The 19,489-nt window shown below is 60.2% G+C and carries 16 protein-coding genes; 12 read left to right on the top strand and 4 right to left on the bottom strand.

What is annotated here, in order from left to right:
• The first annotated feature begins 2 nt into the window (after nucleotides 1-2).
• The 6 genes from AC2FIR_RS10460 to AC2FIR_RS10435 all read left to right on the top strand — a co-directional run bounded on the left by AC2FIR_RS10460 (nucleotide 3) and on the right by AC2FIR_RS10435 (nucleotide 7,659).
• Complete coding sequence (locus AC2FIR_RS10460; protein WP_496745334.1) at nucleotides 3-1,250, top strand: MGH1-like glycoside hydrolase domain-containing protein; 1,248 nt, start codon at nucleotides 3-5, stop codon at nucleotides 1,248-1,250.
• Complete coding sequence (locus AC2FIR_RS10455) at nucleotides 1,250-2,302, top strand: ABC transporter ATP-binding protein (RefSeq protein ID WP_480492416.1); 1,053 nt, start codon at nucleotides 1,250-1,252, stop codon at nucleotides 2,300-2,302. Before AC2FIR_RS10460 ends, AC2FIR_RS10455 begins: the two co-directional genes overlap by 1 nt.
• Before the next feature lie 207 nt (nucleotides 2,303-2,509).
• The gene (locus tag AC2FIR_RS10450; protein ID WP_496745332.1) at nucleotides 2,510-4,150 is read left to right on the top strand and encodes a thiamine pyrophosphate-dependent enzyme; all 1,641 of its coding nucleotides are present in this window, start codon (nucleotides 2,510-2,512) and stop codon (nucleotides 4,148-4,150) included.
• Entirely contained in the window at nucleotides 4,150-5,340 is a 1,191-nt protein-coding gene (locus AC2FIR_RS10445; RefSeq protein WP_496745330.1) for a pyridoxal phosphate-dependent aminotransferase, read from the top strand. The genes AC2FIR_RS10450 and AC2FIR_RS10445 overlap by 1 nt, the downstream gene beginning before the upstream one ends.
• Nucleotides 5,340-6,683 carry an MmgE/PrpD family protein gene (locus AC2FIR_RS10440; RefSeq protein WP_496745329.1) on the top strand — a complete coding sequence of 448 codons (1,344 nt, stop codon included), beginning with the start codon at nucleotides 5,340-5,342 and terminating at the stop codon, nucleotides 6,681-6,683. The genes AC2FIR_RS10445 and AC2FIR_RS10440 overlap by 1 nt, the downstream gene beginning before the upstream one ends.
• 70 nt (nucleotides 6,684-6,753) lie before the next feature.
• Nucleotides 6,754-7,659, top strand: a complete 906-nt coding sequence (locus AC2FIR_RS10435) for a LysR substrate-binding domain-containing protein (protein WP_170678742.1) — start codon at nucleotides 6,754-6,756, stop codon at nucleotides 7,657-7,659.
• A 170-nt stretch (nucleotides 7,660-7,829) separates the two neighbouring features.
• On the opposite strand, the gene hutC is transcribed toward AC2FIR_RS10435, so the two are convergent.
• Nucleotides 7,830-8,531 (bottom strand): histidine utilization transcriptional repressor HutC, encoded by a 702-nt coding sequence (gene hutC, locus AC2FIR_RS10430; RefSeq protein WP_496745327.1) that lies wholly within the window; start codon nucleotides 8,529-8,531, stop codon nucleotides 7,830-7,832.
• Nucleotides 8,532-8,608: 77 nt separating this feature from the next.
• On the opposite strand from hutC, the gene AC2FIR_RS10425 reads away from it, so the two are divergent.
• Nucleotides 8,609-9,148, top strand: a complete 540-nt coding sequence (locus AC2FIR_RS10425; protein WP_496745325.1) for a HutD/Ves family protein — start codon at nucleotides 8,609-8,611, stop codon at nucleotides 9,146-9,148.
• Here AC2FIR_RS10425 and AC2FIR_RS10420 read toward each other — a convergent pair.
• Nucleotides 9,145-10,509 carry a formimidoylglutamate deiminase gene (locus AC2FIR_RS10420; protein ID WP_496762303.1) on the bottom strand — a complete coding sequence of 455 codons (1,365 nt, stop codon included), beginning with the start codon at nucleotides 10,507-10,509 and terminating at the stop codon, nucleotides 9,145-9,147. The two genes, AC2FIR_RS10425 and AC2FIR_RS10420, sit on opposite strands and share 4 nt — an antisense overlap.
• 81 nt (nucleotides 10,510-10,590) lie before the next feature.
• On the opposite strand from AC2FIR_RS10420, the gene hutI reads away from it, so the two are divergent.
• From hutI to hutU, 4 genes are read left to right on the top strand one after another with little or no spacing between them, the layout of a single operon-like run.
• Nucleotides 10,591-11,802, top strand: a complete 1,212-nt coding sequence (hutI, locus tag AC2FIR_RS10415; protein ID WP_170614030.1) for an imidazolonepropionase — start codon at nucleotides 10,591-10,593, stop codon at nucleotides 11,800-11,802.
• Entirely contained in the window at nucleotides 11,799-13,337 is a 1,539-nt protein-coding gene (gene hutH / locus AC2FIR_RS10410) for a histidine ammonia-lyase (RefSeq protein ID WP_170614029.1), read from the top strand. Before hutI ends, hutH begins: the two co-directional genes overlap by 4 nt.
• Nucleotides 13,334-14,128 (top strand): N-formylglutamate deformylase, encoded by a 795-nt coding sequence (hutG, locus tag AC2FIR_RS10405; RefSeq protein ID WP_496745321.1) that lies wholly within the window; start codon nucleotides 13,334-13,336, stop codon nucleotides 14,126-14,128. The genes hutH and hutG overlap by 4 nt, the downstream gene beginning before the upstream one ends.
• Complete coding sequence (hutU, locus tag AC2FIR_RS10400; protein ID WP_496745319.1) at nucleotides 14,125-15,807, top strand: urocanate hydratase; 1,683 nt, start codon at nucleotides 14,125-14,127, stop codon at nucleotides 15,805-15,807. The genes hutG and hutU overlap by 4 nt, the downstream gene beginning before the upstream one ends.
• Nucleotides 15,808-15,977: 170 nt before the next feature.
• Here the strand turns inward: hutU and AC2FIR_RS10395 are convergent, their stop codons facing one another.
• Both AC2FIR_RS10395 and AC2FIR_RS10390 read right to left on the bottom strand, forming a co-directional pair.
• Nucleotides 15,978-17,018, bottom strand: a complete 1,041-nt coding sequence (locus AC2FIR_RS10395) for an aromatic ring-hydroxylating dioxygenase subunit alpha (protein WP_170614026.1) — start codon at nucleotides 17,016-17,018, stop codon at nucleotides 15,978-15,980.
• A gap of 110 nt (nucleotides 17,019-17,128) precedes the next feature.
• Nucleotides 17,129-18,070, bottom strand: coding sequence for a LysR substrate-binding domain-containing protein (locus AC2FIR_RS10390; RefSeq protein ID WP_496745317.1), 942 nt, complete (start codon nucleotides 18,068-18,070; stop codon nucleotides 17,129-17,131).
• A 400-nt stretch (nucleotides 18,071-18,470) separates the two neighbouring features.
• Between AC2FIR_RS10390 and AC2FIR_RS10385 the strand changes: the two genes are divergently transcribed.
• Complete coding sequence (locus AC2FIR_RS10385) at nucleotides 18,471-19,487, top strand: succinylglutamate desuccinylase/aspartoacylase family protein (protein WP_496745316.1); 1,017 nt, start codon at nucleotides 18,471-18,473, stop codon at nucleotides 19,485-19,487.
• Nucleotides 19,488-19,489 lie beyond the last annotated feature (2 nt).

Here is a 19,489-nt window from a genome sequence, read left to right as displayed (position 1 = left end):
AGATGAACCAACATACGAACCCCGACCGCGAGGCGCGCAATATCCTGATCGCCAATGACCGGGGAGGCTACACCATCCCGACCGAAGGGCTGTATCCGTATCAATGGAACTGGGACAGCGCGATCGCCGCGCTTGGGTTTGCCGAATTTGACATAGATCGCGCCTGGATTGAGCTTGAGACGCTGTTCTCGGGACAATGGGCTGACGGGATGGTCCCGCATATCCTGTTTCACAAACCCGATCCTGGGTATTTCCCCGGTCCGGATGTCTGGGGGTGCAACGGCCCGATCCCGTCGTCGGGCATCATCCAGCCACCCATTGCGGCCACCATGGCGCGCCTTATCTGGGACAAGGACCGGACACTGGGCGAAGCTCGTATTCGCGCGCTGTTCCCTGCCATGCTGGCCTGGCACAGTTGGATCATGAAATGGCGGCTGGACGATCTGGGGGCTGTCTGCACCACCCACCCCTGGGAGGCGGGCCGCGACAACGCCCCGGACTGGGACAAGGCGATGGCACGTATGGACGCCTCGGACGTTGGCGAATATGTCCGCCGGGACACAAGCCACGTCAACAGCGATGACCGACCCACCAAGTTCGACTATGACCGGTACATCAAGCTGGTTCAGATCGGACGCCAAGCCGGATGGGATCAGAAGACCTTGCTCAGCAAGAACCCGTTCCGCGTGGCGGACCCGACAATGACCTTCACCACCTTACGCGCGGCCCGCGATCTGTTGGCCGTAGGCACCGAACTCGGTCTGGAAACCGACGGCTTGAGCAACGACATCGCCCGGCTGGAGGAGGGCGCGCGGTCGCTGTGGAATGCCGATCTGGGGTCTTTTGACTCGCGCGATGCCCATAGCGGCGACTGGGCGAACAGTATCTCGAACGCTTCCTTCATGTGCTGGTTTGCCGGCATCGAGTCGCCCGAAATGCTGGAAAGGCTCAGAAAAGTTCAGAAAACGGTCCCGCACCCTATTCCCAGCCACGACACAGAAAGCCCGAAATTCGATCCCCGCCGATACTGGCGCGGACCAACCTGGGCGATCATGAACATGATGATCGGCATTGGCCTTGCCGAAATGGGCCATGAGGCCGAGGCGGAAGACCTGCGCGCCAAAACCGCCGCGTTGATTTCCAATTTCGGGTTTGCTGAATACTTCGATCCCAATACCGGCAGTCCCGCGGGCGGGAATTCGTTTACATGGACAGCCGCCGTTTGGCTGATCTGGGCAGGGAGGAACTGATGGGCAGCATCAAGCTCAACGCGGTCGAAAAGTGGTTTGGTAACGTTCAGGTCATCAAGGGCATTGACCTTGACATAGACGAAGGTGAGTTCATCGTGTTCGTCGGCCCATCGGGCTGCGGTAAATCCACCCTGTTGCGGATGATCGGCGGCCTTGAAGACACTTCGCGCGGCGCAATTCTGATCAACGACAACGACGTCACCGATCACCCGCCTTCGAAACGCGGGCTAACCATGGTGTTTCAATCCTACGCCCTTTATCCCCATCTGACCGTGGCCGAGAATATGGGGTTTTCGCTGAAGGTTGCCGGTGCCCCAAAAACAGACATCGACGCTCAGGTCAGCAAGGCTGCCGAAGTTCTGAAACTGACGCCATTTCTGGAACGCAGACCAAAGGACCTTTCAGGTGGTCAGCGCCAGCGTGTCGCCATCGGCCGCTCGATTGTGCGCGACCCCACCGCGTTCCTGTTTGACGAACCTCTTTCGAATCTCGACGCCGCGTTGCGCGTCGAAATGCGCTACGAGATCGCCAAGCTGCACCAGAACCTGAAACGAACCATGATCTACGTCACGCACGATCAGGTCGAGGCGATGACGCTGGCAGACCGGATCGTCGTGCTGGAATACGGTCATATCGCTCAGGTCGGCACTCCGCGCGAGTTGTATGAGCGTCCAGCGAACCTGTTCGTAGCCCAATTCATCGGCAGCCCGAAAATGAACATCCTGCCGTGCACGACCGACAATGGTTTTTACCGCCTTTCGGGGGGTGGCAGTGGCACCTATGATCGGGCTGTGGCTGCGACACGGTTGGGTATCCGCCCCGAACACATAACAGTCGTGGCACAAGGTGCAGGTCAGTGTGATGGCGTTATCGAGGTTATTGAGTATCTTGGCGCAGACACATTCCTGATCCTCGATTGTGGTGGCGAAGACAAAGTTACAGTCCGCATCACCGGTGATACCGAATTGCAGCCTGGCGCAACAATTGGGTTGCACCTTGCACCAGAATTCCTGCATTTCTTCGATGCCGCGGATCAGCGCGTTGATGTGTAAATGGGATTATCAAGGCTAAGGTCGACACAAATGCACCCATGACATGGCCCGGAGTAGGCATGCGCCGCCCGTTTGCACGTCGCACGGCCTGGATGTTTTTCCGGGCGCCCCTTCGGGATGAATTTACCTCAATCCCGGCGTGAAGAATTCAGTTTCGATCTTTGCTTCCGACTGAAAAACATGGACTCTGAAACAGGAGGCAATGTGATGCGGACAGGCGGACAGGTTTTGATCGACATGCTGCGGGTCAACGGTGTTGAGGCCATTTTCGGTGTCCCCGGTGAAAGTTATCTTGCGGCCCTGGATGCGCTGCATGATTGCTCGAACACACTAAAGTACTACACGACACGGCAAGAGGGCGGCGCGGCCTTCATGGCGGCGGCGTATTCGGACGCCACAGGCAAGCCCGGGGTCTGTTTCGTGACACGGGGCCCCGGGGTGACCAATGCCTCCATCGGGGTACATACTGCGCAACAGGGCTCGACCCCGCTGATCCTGCTGATCGGTCAGATCCCACGCACTCATCGCGACAAGGAGGCGTTTCAGGAGGTCGATTACCGTCGGTTTCTGGGCCATATGGTGAAATGGGTGGCCGAAATCGACGATCCCGCCCGCATCCCGGAATATGTGAACCGCGCCTTTCGCACCGCCCTTTCGGGACGGCCCGGCCCGGTGGCGCTGTCCCTGCCCGAGGATATGCTGGCCGAACTGACCGACGCCACCGATCTGCCACAGGTCAAACTGACCCCTCCCGCACCCACACCTGCCGATCTTGAACAGGTGTCCGCGCTTCTGGCCGAAGCCGAGCGCCCGCTGCTGCTGTTGGGCGGCACCTGCTGGACCGAAGAGGGGCATGCAGCCGCGATCCGCTTTGTCGAAGACCACGGGCTTCCGGTTGCCGTAGGGTTCCGCCGCCAGGGTCTGTTTCCGCATGACCACCCCAATTTTATCGGGAATCTGGGTTTTGGCGGCAATCCGATGCCAAATGAATACGCGACATCTGCTGATCTGGTGATCGCACTGGGCGCGCGCCTGAATGACGGGACCACACTGAAATTCAGCCTCATCCAATCGCCCCAACCGAATTGCAAGCTTGTCCACATCCTGCCGGGTCCCGAGGATCTGGGGCGGCTCTATCAGGCCGACCTGCCCATTCTGGCCGACCCGAACGAAGCTGCAAAATCCCTGGCCTTACTGCCAGTCGCAAAACGCCACTCGCCTGCCAGCGCGCGTGCCGATTACCAGGCGATGCGCGCCCTGCCTGTCCAACGCGGTCCGGTCGACATGGCCGAAGTGATGCGCGTGCTGAACTCCACTTTGCCTCGGGAAACTACTATGACCACCGGTGCGGGCAACGCGGCCGACTGGCCCAACATCCATTTCGACTACCGTCAGTTTCTGGGCGCTCTGGCCCCGATTTCCGGCGCGATGGGAATGGGCGTTCCGGCGGCGGTCGCCGCCAAGGTGGTGCACCCCTATGCACCAGCCGTCTACATCGCCGGGGATGGAGATTTCCTGATGAACGGGCAAGAGGTAGCGACGGCAATTCAATATGGGTTCGATCCTATTTTCATCATCGTTGACAACAGCATGTACGGCACCATTCGCACCAATCAGGAGCGAAAGCATCCCGGACGTACTTCGGGCACCTCACTGACAAACCCCGATTTCGCGGTCGTCGCGCAAGGCTATGGCGCACATGGCGAGCGGGTGGAGACGACCGCCGATTTCGCACCCGCGCTGGAACGCGCAATGGCATCCGGAAAAGCCGCCGTCATCCATATTCTTGTTGGCCCCGACAGTCTTGGCCCAAATCTGACCCTGACCGATCTGGCGGAGGCATCATAATGCTGTCCCGACTGGTCGACGCGCTGCCCGCATCACCGATCATCGGTGTCTTCAACAAAGCCTTCGAAATGCGGCAGGCCGGGGCCGATCTGATCGACTTTTCCGTGGGCGAACCGGATTTCGACACCCCCGCCCATATTTGCGCGGCCGGGATTGCCGCCATTCGGGCGGGCGACACCCGGTACACCCCGACCGACGGAAACGGAGCCGTCAAGGCGGCCGTGATCGAAAAGTTCCGCCGCGACAACAACCTGACCTTCTCGGCACAAGAAATCATCGTCTGTTCAGGCGCGAAGCCGTTGCTGGCAACCGCCATTCAGGCGGTCCTGAACCCAGGGGACGAGATGATCCTGCCTGTGCCACTCTGGGCCTCTCACTTGGGTATGGTGCAGGCCGTGGGCGGAACGCCGGTTTTGGTCGACACTGCAGACAGCTGCTTCAAACTGACGCCCGAAGTTTTTGAAACGGCAATCACACCCCGGACGCGGCTGATGATGATCTGCTCACCCTCCAATCCGACCGGAGCCGTGTATTCGGCCACCGAGTTGGAGGCGCTGGCCGTGGTCCTCAGACGCCATCCGCAGGTCTATGTGATCTCGGACGATCTGTACGAACACATCATTTTCGATGGCGCGGAATTCGCGACACTGGCTGCTGTCGCGCCGGACCTGCAGCAGCGGATACTGACTGTGAACGGCGTGTCGAAATCCTACGCCATGACGGGCTGGCGCATCGGGTTTGCCGGTGGGCCCGAATGGTGGACCAACGGTATTCGCAGCCTGTTCAGCCAGACCAATGGCGGTCCGTGCTCGATCAGTCAGGCGGCGACGGTGGCGGCTCTGACCGGGCCGCAGGAATTCCTGAAGAACTGGTGCGCCATCTACCAGAAGCGCCGCGATCAGGCTTTGACCGGGCTGGCCGAAATCGAAGGGCTGCAAACACAGAGCCCCGGCGGCGCGTTCTATTTGATGCCCGATTGCGGCGGACTGCTTGGACGCCGGACGCCCGAGGGTAAGATACTGACCAGCTCGACCGAACTGGCGGCCTATTTTCTGGAACACGGGGTCGTCGTGGTCCCCGGGCCCGGATTTTCATGTGATCCGTTCTTTCGCATGTCAATCGCAACGTCTGAAAACAACATATCGGAAGGTTTGAAGCGCATGAAATCCGCCGTGGACTTGCTGAGCTGATGGGACACAGATTCGACCAGTTCGCCGCCAATCTGCGCCATGATGATCTGCCCGAAACCGTCCTGTGGACGCTGCGCCGGTCCTTTGTCGACACGATCGGCGTGGCGGCCGTCGGCGTGACCACCGAGTTGTCGGGCATCGTACGCCGCGTTGCACCGATGATATTCGGGGCGGGCTCATCCGGTTCGGCGAGGATTCTGATGGATGGCCGCTCGGTCAGCCCTGTCGGGGCCGCCATGGCCGGCGCATTCACAGTGGACAGTATCGACGCCCATGACGGTACCACCCCGTGCAAAGGTCATGCGGGTTCAGCCGTGTTCCCGGCGATGATCGCAATGGCACAGGCCAGCGGCAATCAGATCGACGGCAGGCGCTTTGCCGCAATCCTCGCCACCGCATACGAAGTCTCCTACCGTGCCGGGTTGGTGCAACACGCAACCTGCGCTGATTATCACACCTCGGGCGCGTGGACTGCCGTTGGGGTCGCCGCCGCCGGAGCCAAATTGCTGGGTGGTAACGCGGAACAGATCCGGCAGGCCGCAGGGATCGGGGAATACCACGGCCCCCGCAGCCAGATGATGCGCTGCATCGACCATCCCACCATGGTTCGCGATGGCGTCGGTTGGGGCGCGCCCTCGGGGGTGACGGCGGCTTATCTTGCAATGGAAGGGTTCACCGGTGCCCCGGCGCTGACCTGCGAGGGCGAAGACGGCGCGGAATTCTGGGCCGATCTGGGCATCGGCTGGCGGCTGGTCGACCACACGCATTACAAGGCCTATCCTTGCTGCCGCTGGGCCCATCCCTCGCTCGATTCCGTACACGACATGATGCAGAAACACGGCTTCACCCACGAACAGGTGGACAGCGTCGAAATCCGCACCTTCCACTATGCAACACGGCTGGCCGGTCACGAACCGCAAACTCAGGATGAGTTCGCCTATGCAATCGCCTTTCCCGTCGCCGCGATGCTCGTACGCGGTCAGGTGGGCGTCGACGAACTGAGCGCCGAAGCCCTACGCGACCCCGACATCCTGCGCGTAAGCCGCACCATCAAGCTGATAGATGATCCGGAAATGACCCGCATCAGTACCGACAAACGCTGGGCGCAGGTGACAATCATCCTCAGGAACGGTCAGCGGATCGTGGATGAGCCCCGCACACCGCGCGGTGACGCGGACATGGCACTCAGCGACGACCAGATCACCCAAAAGTTCCGCATGCTCGCCGCTCCGGTTCTTGAGGAATCCCGAGCCGAAGAAATCCGCGACCTGTCCGCGCAGTTCGATCAACTGTCGGCACAAGACCTGCGGCATCTGTTTGATCTGTGCACGGCTCCCGTATAAGGGGACAGGGCTGGGAGCAGCGTATCATTTGTTCTAGGGTCCGCACGTTGGCCCTTAACCGGATGTTCAGATGTCACGCAAGATACCGCCATTTGCCGCCATTCGCGCGTTCGAAGCCGTCGTGCGGCTGGGGCGCAACGTCGAAGCCGCGCGCGAGCTCAATATCACCGCGTCGGGCGTGAGCCATCAGATCCGGTCACTCGAAACCTTTGTCGGCGCGACCCTATTGAAGCGCGGAGCACATCAGAGCGTCGAACTGACAGACGAAGGGAAAGCGCTGTTCGGCCCCGTGCGCCAAGCCCTGGACACGCTTGATGCCGCCTTCGCCGAATATACCGGCGACAAGAGCGGGCAAACCGTGTCGGTCCATATGTACCAGTCACTGGCCAACATGTGGCTGATCCCGAACCTGCCCAATCTGCGCGAGGCAGCGCCGAACGTGACCGTCAAAATCATCACCATGCCAGAGGAAATCACCCTTGCAGGCAGTGACGTCGACATGGCGATCGTCTTTGCCGACAAACCCCCGCAGGAGGCACGCTGCGTCAAGCTGTTCGATGAGATCATCCAGCCGGTTTGCGCCCCCGATTATCTGGAGGCCAGAGGCAGCATTCCACTGCCCGAAGAGATGCAGTCCGAGCCGCTGATCAGCAGCCACCACCACGCGAATGAATGGAGCCGTTGGTTTTCAGCAGCTGGTCTGAGCGAGATTTCATGGAAACCGGTCGCCGAGATGGATAATCGCTCGAACGCCCTGCAGGCCGCCAAAAGCGGGCTGGGCTGGGCCATGGACCGCCGCCCCTTTGGTGAGGAAAGCCGGCGCAAGGGCCAGTTGGTCGCTCCCCTTGATCTGAGCCTTCCGACCGGCAATGCCTACTACCTGCTGACCTCGTACCGCGCCGACGGGTCGCGTGCGGTCACTCAGTTCCGCAACTGGCTGCTGCGCATTTGCGCCAGAGAATTCCTGCTCAGGTAAGTAGTTCTGTTTCGCGCTTGAATGAATTCATTGATGGGAAATGCATCTGTGCGTGTTGTTCCGGAAACCTGAGGCGTCGGCATTAGAAGGCTGGTCTCAAGCTGAACAGGTTTCAACTGGGATATACCCGTATTCTTCGACTGCCGGACAATGCCTGAGGGCGGCCGCGGTCAATAGGTTGTGCGCATCTGATAACCTTGGTGGAATGTCATGCGCACGAACGTGACGGGTTTGTTCTGAAACCATGTCGTGCGTTCCAGCTGGAACAGCGGTGTTCCGGACGGGACGGACAAAAAGTCCTGCAACGCGCCTGTGGCGGGGACGGCCGAGAATGCGATTTCCGCATTTGAAAATGGCACTTCAGCCAGCAGCCATTCGTTGGGGCCAACGGTCAGAAAATCTTCGTTCGCAACATGGGGCACGGCGTCGATATTGATCCAACGCTCTTCGAACTGGAAAGGGCGGTTGTCGGCGTGGTGCATACAGGACAGATGAAGGACCTGCGCCGCCTCGGGCAGGCCTAACTTGGCCTGCAGCCAGGCCGGGCAGGCAATGACAGTTCGGCTGACAAGCGCATAACGGTATTCGGCATTCATCTCTTCGATGGTCTGACGAACCACGGTGATGGGCAGTTTTGCCTGTTTGACCGGCATAGTGACCACGCGGGTGCCGCCCTTGCGTTTTCGGGTGACGATCCCCTGATCTGCCAGTTCGCGCAGGGCCCGGTTGACCGTTGCGCGGGCGCAACCGAACTCAGCCGCCAGTTCCAGCTCGGTCGGCAGCAGGCTGCCCTGCGGCCAGATACGCGTCTGGATGCGGTTCAGCACTTCATCGCGGATCGCCTGAAAGCCTATGTTTTTCTGCTCGGTCAAGTTCTGCTCACTATATCATTTTGCTCATATTCATATTATGTCCAGATTAATGACAACATGCAAAGAAATTGACCCGCATGCGTATCAGGCTTGAGGAGACGGCAGCCGCCCCCTGGGCCAATGGCGGTGGCGTGACCCGTGAACTGGCCGTCCAGCGGATCAAAAATCAACTCGCCTGGCGCATAAGCGTTGCCGAGATCGGCCGTGACGGGCCATTCTCGCGCTTTCCGGGTCTGGCGCGGGTGCACACGATCATCGACGGGGCCGGGCTGAATTTGCAAGGCTCGACCGACATTTATAAGGCCCGGCCGTTCAAGCCGCTGTATTTCGATGGGGCGTTGCCGCTGAATGCGCGGCTGCTGGGCGGGCCGTGCCGGGCATTCAATGTGATTTACGATCCGCAGGCTATCACGGCCAGCGTGGATGTTCATATCGGTGCACAACATTTCGATGTGGCACCGTTTAGCTTCGTCTTTGTTGCGAAGGGTATGGCTGTCACATCAGTTGGTGCTCAGTTGATCGCGGGAGAGGCGGAATGGCCGGAAGACGCCTTAACCGTCACTCCGGCCCCTGATGCCATAGTCCTGTCTGTCCGATTTGCACAGGTTCGGGCCTAGAGACCAGACAAAAGCCCGGCCATGGCGGCCCGGTAGCCGGAGATGATCTGGTCCCGTGCCACGTGGCGGCCATTTTGCACGCGATGGCGGCCGGCAGACCACAGATCTGTCACCACATGGTCCTTTGCGGCAAATACTAGCCCGTCCAGAAGCTGGTCCGGGCGCAAGGCACACAAGGCTGGGTTTTGGCCGTCCAAAGCCACGAGGTCGGCGAGCTTGCCCTCGGCAATCTGCCCCGCATCGCGGCCAAGCGCCTGCGCGCCACCCTCTGCCGCGCCGCAATAAAGCGTCCGCCCGACCGAGCCCTCACCTACGACCATCACATTGCGCGACAGATCGCGCAGACGCTGGGAATACTCCAGTGTGCGCAACTCTTCAGTCAGGGATATCAACACGTTGGAATCCGAACCCACGCCAAAGGCGCCGTTTGCAATTAGGTAAGTAGGGCCGTTAAAGGGACCATCGCCCAGATTGGCCTCGGTCACGGGGCAGAGGCCCGCAACGGCACCGCTGCCAGCCATGGCGCAGGTCTCGGCCTCAGTCATATGCGTGGCGTGGATCAGGCACCAGTTGGCATCGACCGGCGCATTGTCCAGCATCCATTCAACCGGGCGCGCACCCAGACCCGCCTGCACTTCAGCAACCTCCTTCGGTTGTTCGGCGATGTGAATGTGGATCGGGCCAGCGCCCTGCGCGGCGATAACCTGCGCCAAATCTGCTGGCGAGGTGGCACGCAGGGAATGCGGTGCGATGCCGACCCGGCAGTCATCTGGCAGATCACCAAGCGCGCCACGGGCTTGCTCCACCAATTTGCAGAAACGGTCCACGTCGTTGCCAAAGCGGCGCTGGCCACTCTCCAGCGGCTTTTCCCCGACGCCCGCATAGGAATAGAGCACCGGCAGATGCGTCAGTCCAATCCCGGTCTCGGCGGCAGCGGCCATGATCCGGTCCGACAACTCGGCAAGGCGGTCATAAGGCGTCCCGTCCGGCTGGTGATGCAGATAGTGGAATTCGCCGACCGCGGCATATCCGGCCTCCTGCATCTCAAGATAAACCAACGCCGCGATGGCCTGAACCTGTTCGGGGCTGAGGTGGCCGGTAAAGCGATACATCAAATCGCGCCAGGTCCAGAAACTGTCGCGACCGGCCAGACGATACTCGGTCATCCCGGCCATGGCGCGCTGGAAGGCGTGACTGTGCAGGTTCGACAAGGCAGGCAGCAGAATGTCGACGCGGGTATCTTCATCACACGCCGCGGAATCCGGGGTCAGGCGCGCAATCCGCCCGCTTTCGACCTCAAGCCGCAGGTTCTCTGCCCAGCCAGTGGGCAGCAGGGCGCGATTTGCGAATATGGCTGTCATGTGTGTCTCCGCTTTATGGATAGACATATGACATAAAGACCTGTACCAGAAAAGAGAGAATTGCAGGGGAGGGGTATTCGAATGCAGGCCCGCGATCATCTGTTCACCGATCTGCACGCAGCGACGATGTTGGAAGCTGCCAATGCCTATGGTCTGATCGAGGATGCCGCGATTGCGGCTGTGGATGGCCGTATCGCCTGGGTCGGTCCGCAGACCGAACTGCCCGCTGAATTTGCAGCGCTGCCCCGGACCTCGTTCGAGGGTCGACTGGTGACACCTGCATTTATTGACTGTCATACGCATGTGGTCTTTGGCGGCCACCGCGCGGTCGAGTTCGAGATGCGGCTGAACGGCGCCAGCTATGAAGAAGTGGCGCGTGCAGGCGGTGGCATCATCTCGACCGTAAAGGCGACGCGCTCTGCCAGTTTGGAGGATCTGGTCACGCAGGCGCTGCCACGAGTGGATGCGATGCTGGCCGAAGGTGTTTCGGTGATCGAGGTCAAATCCGGCTACGGGCTGGATAAAGAAACCGAATTGAACATGCTGCGCGCGGCAAGGGCGCTGCCACGACATCGCCCTGCCCGGGTCGTGACCAGCTTTCTGGGCGCCCATGCAGTTCCGGTTGAATATCAGGACCGCCCCGAAGCGTATATCACCGAAATCTGCATTCCGACCCTGCGTGCCGCCCATGCGGAAGGGTTGGTGGACGCGGTGGATGCCTTCTGCGAAGGGATTGCGTTCCTGCCCGAGCAACTGGTGCCATTGTTCGATGCGGCCACAGAATTGGGACTGCCGATCAAATGCCATACCGAACAGTTGTCCAATCTGGGCGGCACGAAACTTGCCGCATCCTACGGGGCGATCTCAGCCGATCACATTGAATATCTGGACGAGGACGGCGTTCAGGCCATGGCGGCTGCCGGCACGGTCGGCGTCATCTTGCCCGGGGCCTTCTACACCCTGCGCGAAACACAAGCCCCGCCAATCGACCTGCTGCGCAAGCACAAGGTACCGATGGCGCTGGCCACTGATTGCAATCCGGGTTCTGCGCCAATGACCTCGCTTTTGCTGGCGATGAACATGGGTTGCACCCTGTTCCGGATGACGCCCGAAGAGGCGCTGCAGGGTGTCACCACCCATGCGGCCCGCGCACTGCGCCTGGACGATTGCGGCCGTATCGCCCCCGGTTTGCGCGCCGATCTTGCCGTCTGGAATGCAACGCACCCGGCTGAACTGGCCTATCGCATCGGCTTCAACCCGCTTCATTCCCGCATACTCGGAGAACTCAATTGACCACCCTGACACTCACCCCCGGCTCTGTGTCTCTGGCGCAACTGGAACAGGCATACCGGGAAGAATGCGCGGTTCGGCTGGACCCGACCTGCCGCCCCGGTATCGAAGCTGCCCATGCGCGCATTGCCGATGCGGCAGCGGGCGAAGCGGCGGTTTACGGGGTCAATACCGGGTTTGGAAAACTGGCCAGCGTCAAGATCGCGGCCGAAGATACGGCGACCCTGCAGCGCAACCTGATCCTGTCCCATTGCTGTGGGGTGGGGCCGGCCATTCCGCGCGCCCATGCGCGGCTGATGATGGCGCTGAAACTGCTCAGCCTCGGGCGCGGTGCATCCGGTGTGCGGCTGGAACTGATCGACCTGATTGAGGCGATGCTGGACAAGGGCGTGACACCGGTGATCCCAGCGCAGGGGTCCGTGGGCGCGTCAGGTGATCTTGCGCCCTTGTCGCATATGGCAGCGGTGATGATGGGCGCAGGCGAGGCCGAGTTTGGCGGCACCGTGATGCCGGGCGACCAAGCACTGGCCGCAGCCGGTCTGACCCCGGTCGAACTTGGCCCCAAAGAAGGTCTGGCCCTGATCAACGGAACCCAGTTTTCGACCGCGTTTGCTTTGGCCGGTCTTTTTGGTGCGTGGCAGGCCGCTCAAAGCGCGCTGGTGACATCGGCGCTGACCACCGACGCGATTATGGGGTCAACCGCGCCATTGCAGCCCGAGATTCACACATTGCGGGGCCATCGCGGCCAGATTGAGGCCGGAGCCACCATGCGCGCATTGCTGGCCGGATCGGTGATCCGCGACAGTCATCGCGAGGGCGACACGCGGGTGCAGGACCCTTATTGCATCCGCTGCCAGCCGCAGGTCGTGGGTGCCGCGATGGACGTCCTGCGACAGGCCGCCACGACGCTCGAGATCGAGGCCAATGCCGCGACCGACAACCCGCTGGTGCTGGCCGACGCGGGGCTCATCGTCTCGGGTGGCAATTTCCATGCTGAACCCGTGGGGTTTGCCGCCGATATGATCGCGCTGGCGATTGCGGAAATCGGGGCCATTGCGCAGCGCCGTATCGCCCTGATCGTCGATCCGGTGCTCAGCTTTGACCTGCCGCCCTTCCTGACCCCCAATCCTGGGCTGAACTCGGGGCTTATGATTGCCGAGGTCACCACCGCCGCCCTGATGAGCGAGAACAAGCATCTGGCCAACCCCTGCGTGACCGACTCTACCCCGACCTCGGCCAATCAGGAGGATCACGTGTCCATGGCCGCTCATGGTGCACGACGTCTGGGGCAGATGGTGACCAATCTGGAACGCATTCTGGGGGTCGAACTGCTTTGCGCCACGCAAGGGATCGAGTTCCGCGCGCCGCTGCCCACCAGTGAAACCCTGCAGGGCGTGATGGCGCGTCTGCGCGCGGTGGTTCCTCCCCTTGGCGATGACCGCTATACCGCCCCGGATATCGAAGCCGCCTCGGTTCTGATTGCCAGTGGTGAGATTGCCAATGGCACAGAGATAGAAATGCCCGGGCTTGGCGCATGACCCATCCGGTGGAAATCATCCGGGGCGACAGCCCCCTTGTGCTTGGGTTGCCCCATACGGGCACCTACGTGCCGCCTGACATCAAGGCCAGGCTGAACGACCGCGGCCGGGAACTGGCCGATACGGACTGGCATATTGACCGACTTTACGACGGGCTTCTTCCGGGGGCCACCACGGTGCGGGCCACATTCCACCGTTATGTGATTGATGCCAACCGTGATCCGTCGGGCGTGTCTCTCTACCCCGGGCAGAACACCACGACGCTGGTGCCGCTGACGGATTTCGACGGGAATGACATCTGGGACCAGCCACCTTCCGAGGCAGAGATCACCGAGTGCCGCGAAACGTTCCATGCGCCGTATCACGCAGCGCTCGAGGCCGAACTGGCGCGGGTGAAGGCAATTCATGGAATTGCGGTTCTGTATGACTGTCATTCGATCCGCAGCCACATTCCATTCCTGTTTGACGGTGTCCTGCCGGACATGAATCTGGGTACCAATGGCGGGACAACCTGCGCGCCCCAGATCGAGGCCATTGCCCATGAGTTTGCCGCCTCGTCCCCTTACAGCACCGTATTGAACGGGCGGTTCAAGGGCGGGTGGACAACCCGGCACTACGGCCGCCTCGACGAAGGCCTGCACTCCATTCAGATGGAACTGGCCCAATCCACCTACCTGACCACAGAATGCCCGCCCTGGTCCTATGACGACCGCAAGGCCACCCGCCTGCGCCGCTGGCTTTCCGACATTCTGGACGCCATCCAAGACACTGCACTGGAGCTTGCCCCATGACCGACCCCCGCAAGAACACCCGCGATATCTTTCCGCCAACCGGCCCTGAGCTGAACGCCAAAAGCTGGATGACCGAAGCCCCCCTGCGGATGATGATGAACAACCTGCACCCGGACGTTGCTGAAAACCCGCATGAACTGGTGGTCTATGGCGGCATCGGGCGCGCAGCGCGGACGTGGAAAGATTTTGACACCATCGTCGCCAGCCTCATGGATCTGGAAGAGGATGAAACGCTGGTGGTGCAGTCCGGCAAGCCGGTGGCCATCGTGCGCACCCATGCCGATGCTCCACGTGTGCTGATCGCCAACTCGAACCTTGTGCCGCACTGGGCCAACTGGGATCACTTCAACGAGCTCGATAAGAAGGGCCTGATGATGTACGGCCAGATGACCGCCGGCTCGTGGATCTATATCGGCACGCAGGGCATTGTTCAGGGCACTTACGAAACCTTCGCCGAGGCCGGACGTCAGCATTATGGCGGCGATCTGAAAGGCAAGTGGATCCTGACCGGCGGCCTGGGCGGCATGGGTGGCGCACAGCCTCTGGCCGCCGTCTTCACCGGAGCCTGCTGTCTAGCGGTCGAGTGCAATCCCGACAGCATCGATTTCCGCCTACGCACCAAATACCTGGACGAAAAGGCCGAGACGCTGGACGAGGCGCTTGAGATGATCGACCGCTGGACCAAAGCGGGAGAGGCGAAATCCGTCGGCCTCCTCGGCAATGCCGCCGAAATATTCCCCGAAATCTATGCCCGGATGCAGGCCGGCGGCATGCGTCCCGATATCGTCACCGATCAGACTTCGGCGCATGACCCGGTCAACGGTTATCTGCCCCTGGGCTGGACCATGGCACAGTGGAAAGACAAGCGCGAAACCGATCCCAAGGCGGTCGAAAAAGCGGCACGGGCCTCGATGAAACAACATGTGGCCGCCATGGTCGATTTCTGGAACGCAGGCGTTCCGACATTGGATTATGGCAACAACATTCGGCAGGTGGCACAGGATGAGGGTTTGGAAAACGCCTTTGCCTTCCCCGGATTTGTCCCGGCCTATATCCGTCCGCTGTTCTGCCGTGGTATTGGCCCGTTCCGCTGGTGTGCGCTGTCGGGCGACCCCGAGGATATCTACAAGACCGACGCCAAGATGAAGGAACTGTTCCCCGAGAACACCCATCTGCACAATTGGCTCGACATGGCGCAGGAGCGTATCGCCTTCCAGGGCTTGCCCGCGCGCATCTGTTGGATCGGGCTGGGCGACCGTCACCGCGCCGGGCTGGCCTTCAACGAAATGGTCAGGAACGGCGAGTTGAAAGCACCTGTCGTCATTGGTCGCGACCATCTGGACAGCGGTTCGGTCGCATCACCCAACCGCGAGACAGAGGCAATGCTGGATGACTCGGACGCCGTCAGTGACTGGCCGCTGCTGAACGCGCTGGTCAATACTGCCTCAGGCGCCACATGGGTGTCGCTGCACCACGGTGGCGGGGTCGGAATGGGGTTCAGCCAGCACGCAGGCGTCGTGATTTGCGCCGACGGCACGGATGCGGCCGCAAAACGGCTTGAGCGCGTCCTGTGGAACGACCCGGCCTCGGGTGTCTGGCGGCACGCGGACGCCGGCTATGACATCGCAAAAGACTGCGCCCGGGAACATGGCCTGCGCTTGCCCGGCATCCTGGGGTGAATGTAAGTGGCGGAGGGGTTGCCCCTCCGCATCTGTACGGAAGATTGCGACTACCACGGAACCCCGCGAGGCCGGTGCCTGGCGGCATCTGAGTTCAGGTTCCAACTCCTTGGTGATCGCGCGTTCCCTTATCTTGGGCGACCCGATATTAACGGGTATTCCCGGTCGCCTCAGCCCTCCATCTTGGCATCGACCATCGCCTCTTCGGCGATCATTGCTTCCAGTTGGCGACGGAACCGCAGTTGGCCTCCGTCGATGCTCAGGTCGATATGGGGGCTTTCCTTTTCGTCCATGCCGATCTGAACCTCTTCGAGAACGGCCAGGTCTTCTTCGAATGCGTGGCGGACATCCTCACTCATCATCCTGGAAAGCTCAGCGTCGTCCGGGCGGATGTTGCGCAGTTGGAACCAGTAATACCGGGTCTCGGTTTCCGAGGTCGGCGTCATGAAGTTGTAGCTGTCCATGATGAAGGTCCGCGCATGCAGCGGTCCGTCCGGCCCCCCAGTACCAGCAGGGGTGAAGACGGCCTTAATCAGCGCATGGCTGGGATAGTGCACTTCATAGTGCTGAAGCCGGTCGCAATTGCCTTCGAACTCGACCACCTTCTTGTAAAACGGGGCAGGTTCCACATCCATCATCCACCGATGCACGACGATGCCGTTGTCCTTTTTTGTAACCGACAGCGGCGTGTCCTTCGTGGCATCCTGCGCGAAAGAGCTTTGGTGCACCCACGCGACATGGGTTGGATCCAGCAGGTTGTCGGTCATGTACAGATAGTTGCACCTGATCTCCATCGCCGCACCACGGTTTATGCCCCAGTCGGGGTCGTCGTAATGCTCGATCTCGAAGATCTCGGAAGGCTCGGCCATGGCCGGATTGCCCATCCAGATCCAGACCAGTTCGTATTTTTCGTGCACGGGATAGGAATGCACCTTAGCCGAGGATGGGATGCGCCCTTTGCCGGGGGCCGAGACACACTGACCGACGCAGTCGAACGTCAGCCCGTGATAGCCGCATTCCACATCGTCGCCTTTCATGCGGCCTTTTGACAGCGGCAGTTTTCGGTGCGGGCAGGCGTCCTCCAGCGCGACAACTTCACCGGCCCGGGTCCGATAGACACAGATTTTCTTGCCCAGAACCCGGATTTGCCGCAGCTCATGAGTGATCTCGGAACTCCAGGCCACAACGTACCAGGCATTTTTCAGAAACACGGTTCACCTCCCGCAGAATAGTTTGTTCGAGCTTTAGGAACTTATGTGCGGTGAATGCGGGCTTGTATAGTTTTGCTGCCTGTCTTGTTGTTCAGGAAAACTGAATCATTTTACCGATCTCTTGAGAAGTTTCCGAGCGATCTTGAGACGTCGCGTCCTGCCTGCAGAACCCAGTCCAGAAAGCTGCGTACCGTTCGTTCATCCAGCGCGCCTTCACCCCAGCAGACCAGATAGGGTCTGGGCAATGGTATTTCCTGTTCGGACAGGCGACACAGATAGCCCATCTGCAAGTCCCGTTGAACAAAAGATGTTTGTGCCAACGCCACGCCACGTCCCTGAATGGCGGCATCCAAAGCCAGGCTGGACAGCGAAAAGACGGCATCCTTCTGTCGTGGTGAGGCGTCGATATTGTTCGCTGCAAACCAGTCTTCCCAGTCCGGGACTTCTTCGAAGCCGGGCCCCCAGTCTGTGCACAGCAGGGGCGCGCGCGACAGTCCTTCCGGCGTCACAAGCTCGGGGTTGTTGCGCGCGAACTCCGGCGAGCATACGGGAAACAGGGTGTCCGTGAACAGTTCCTTTTGGAACGGGAAATCCCGCCCCTGATCACCATACGTAAGTCTGAACGAGACGCTCAGCAAATGGCGGTCCGGTTCCTGATGGGTGGAATCCAGCCGGATTGAAACGCCGGGATGCTGTTGCTGAAAATCGCCGAGGATCGGGTAGAGCCATTTGGACAGCAAAGATGGCAAGGCGCTTATGGACAGGCTCGTCTCACGCTCCATCCGCGCAAGGTAATGCTGCGCCCGATGCAGTGCTTCGAACCCTTCGGACAGGAACTGGTGGTAAACTTGTGCATCCTGGCGCAGAAAAACGCTGCGGCCCCGCCGGGCAATCAGCGCGCGACCGGTTTGTTCTTCCAGCACCTTGAGCTGCTGACTGACCGCACCGGGTGTGACGTTCAGTTCCCGCGCGGTATCGGCGACGGAATTGGTACGCCCAAACACCTCGAATGTTTGCAAAGCCCGGAGGGAGGGGAGGGGGGTTCGACGCATATGTACCGCTTGAAGAAGTTTAGAAAAACTGCATTGTGATGCAGGCTACCCAACTTGGCGCCAGAAGAAAACAGATCCAGTTCAGGTGTGCTTTCAGAAAAGCGCTTCATTAGCCGACAGCTTTTCATCGATGGTCCTTTTTGACAAAAATCGACACCAACCCGGTCGTTCAAGTGGCCGCAGATTGATTTTGGCGAGCAACTGCATTCAAGAGAGATTCTGGTCGGATGGATGCCCACAAGGACCGGTGATTGGGCAAATCAAAGATTCGATGATCACTGATGGCCAATGCAAGATCAGATCAACGAAGGCTTTGAACTTAACCATAAAGATGAGAGCATGCGCGCAGTGGTCGAATTCCGAGCCGCTGACAAACGTGATATTTTAAGAAGGTGCCTCGATGGTTCAGAATTGCCCGGTCCGATGCTCGCTTGATCTTGTAAGTCCGGGCAAGCGGACCGGTTTCATCGACGTGACCCTGTCCAGCAATGCGCTTGCTTTCAGCACCATTCGCGTTCCCATTGGCGTGTTGTGCGGTGGGGCCGGACCTACGGTGCTACTTACGGCGGGCAACCACGGGGACGAGTACGAAGGGCAGCTTATCCTTCACCGGATGCTGAGAGAGCTCGAGCCGGAGCAGCTGAACGGGCGCATCATTGTGCTGCCGGCATTGAATGCGCCTGCCGTGCGTGCGCGTACCCGTGTGTCGCCACTGGATCAGGGAAATATGAACCGGGCGTTCCCCGGGACACATGCTCCCGGACCGACGGCTGCTATTGCCCGGTTCGTGTCACAGGAGTTGATCCCGCAATCCGACATCATTCTGGATTTTCACTCAGGGGGAACTGCGACGCGCTACATTGACTGCGCGTTCGTTTGCCTGGGGAATGATGCGGCGCTGAATGCAGACAATATTGATCTTGCGCGCCAATTTGGTGCCGATTTTACAATGGTAAGCCGAACGTCCGACGAGGGTGCAGATTTCGACTCGGAAGCCTATCGTCAGGGCAAAAAATTCCTTTCCTGCGAGCTTGGGGGGATGGGCACGATGACCACCCGCTCTTTCCAGATTGGCTGGTCGGGCTGCTGCCGTGTTCTGTCTAACCTAGGGCTTTTCGCAGCCGATGAGGTCATGACGGAACCCGCGGATGCTGCCATGACCCGTTTTGTTGATGTGGGTGCAGACTGCTCGCATGTCACCAGCAATTTTGAGGGGTTGATTGACCTTCACGTGCAGCTTGGTGGCGAGGTCGGCAAAGGACAGGTCGTTGCGACCTTGTATGACATACACAACATCGGGCACCCACCTGCGTCATTGACGACTCAGCAGAACGGAGTCGTTTGCGTCACGCGTCGAAACCCTTTGGTCTCACCCGGTGATCACCTGCTGATGATTTGCGGGGACTACGCAATTTAGCC

It is taken from the genome of Ruegeria sp. CDSB136, assembly GCF_059610965.1.
This window is presented reverse-complemented; position numbering and strand designations above follow the sequence as displayed.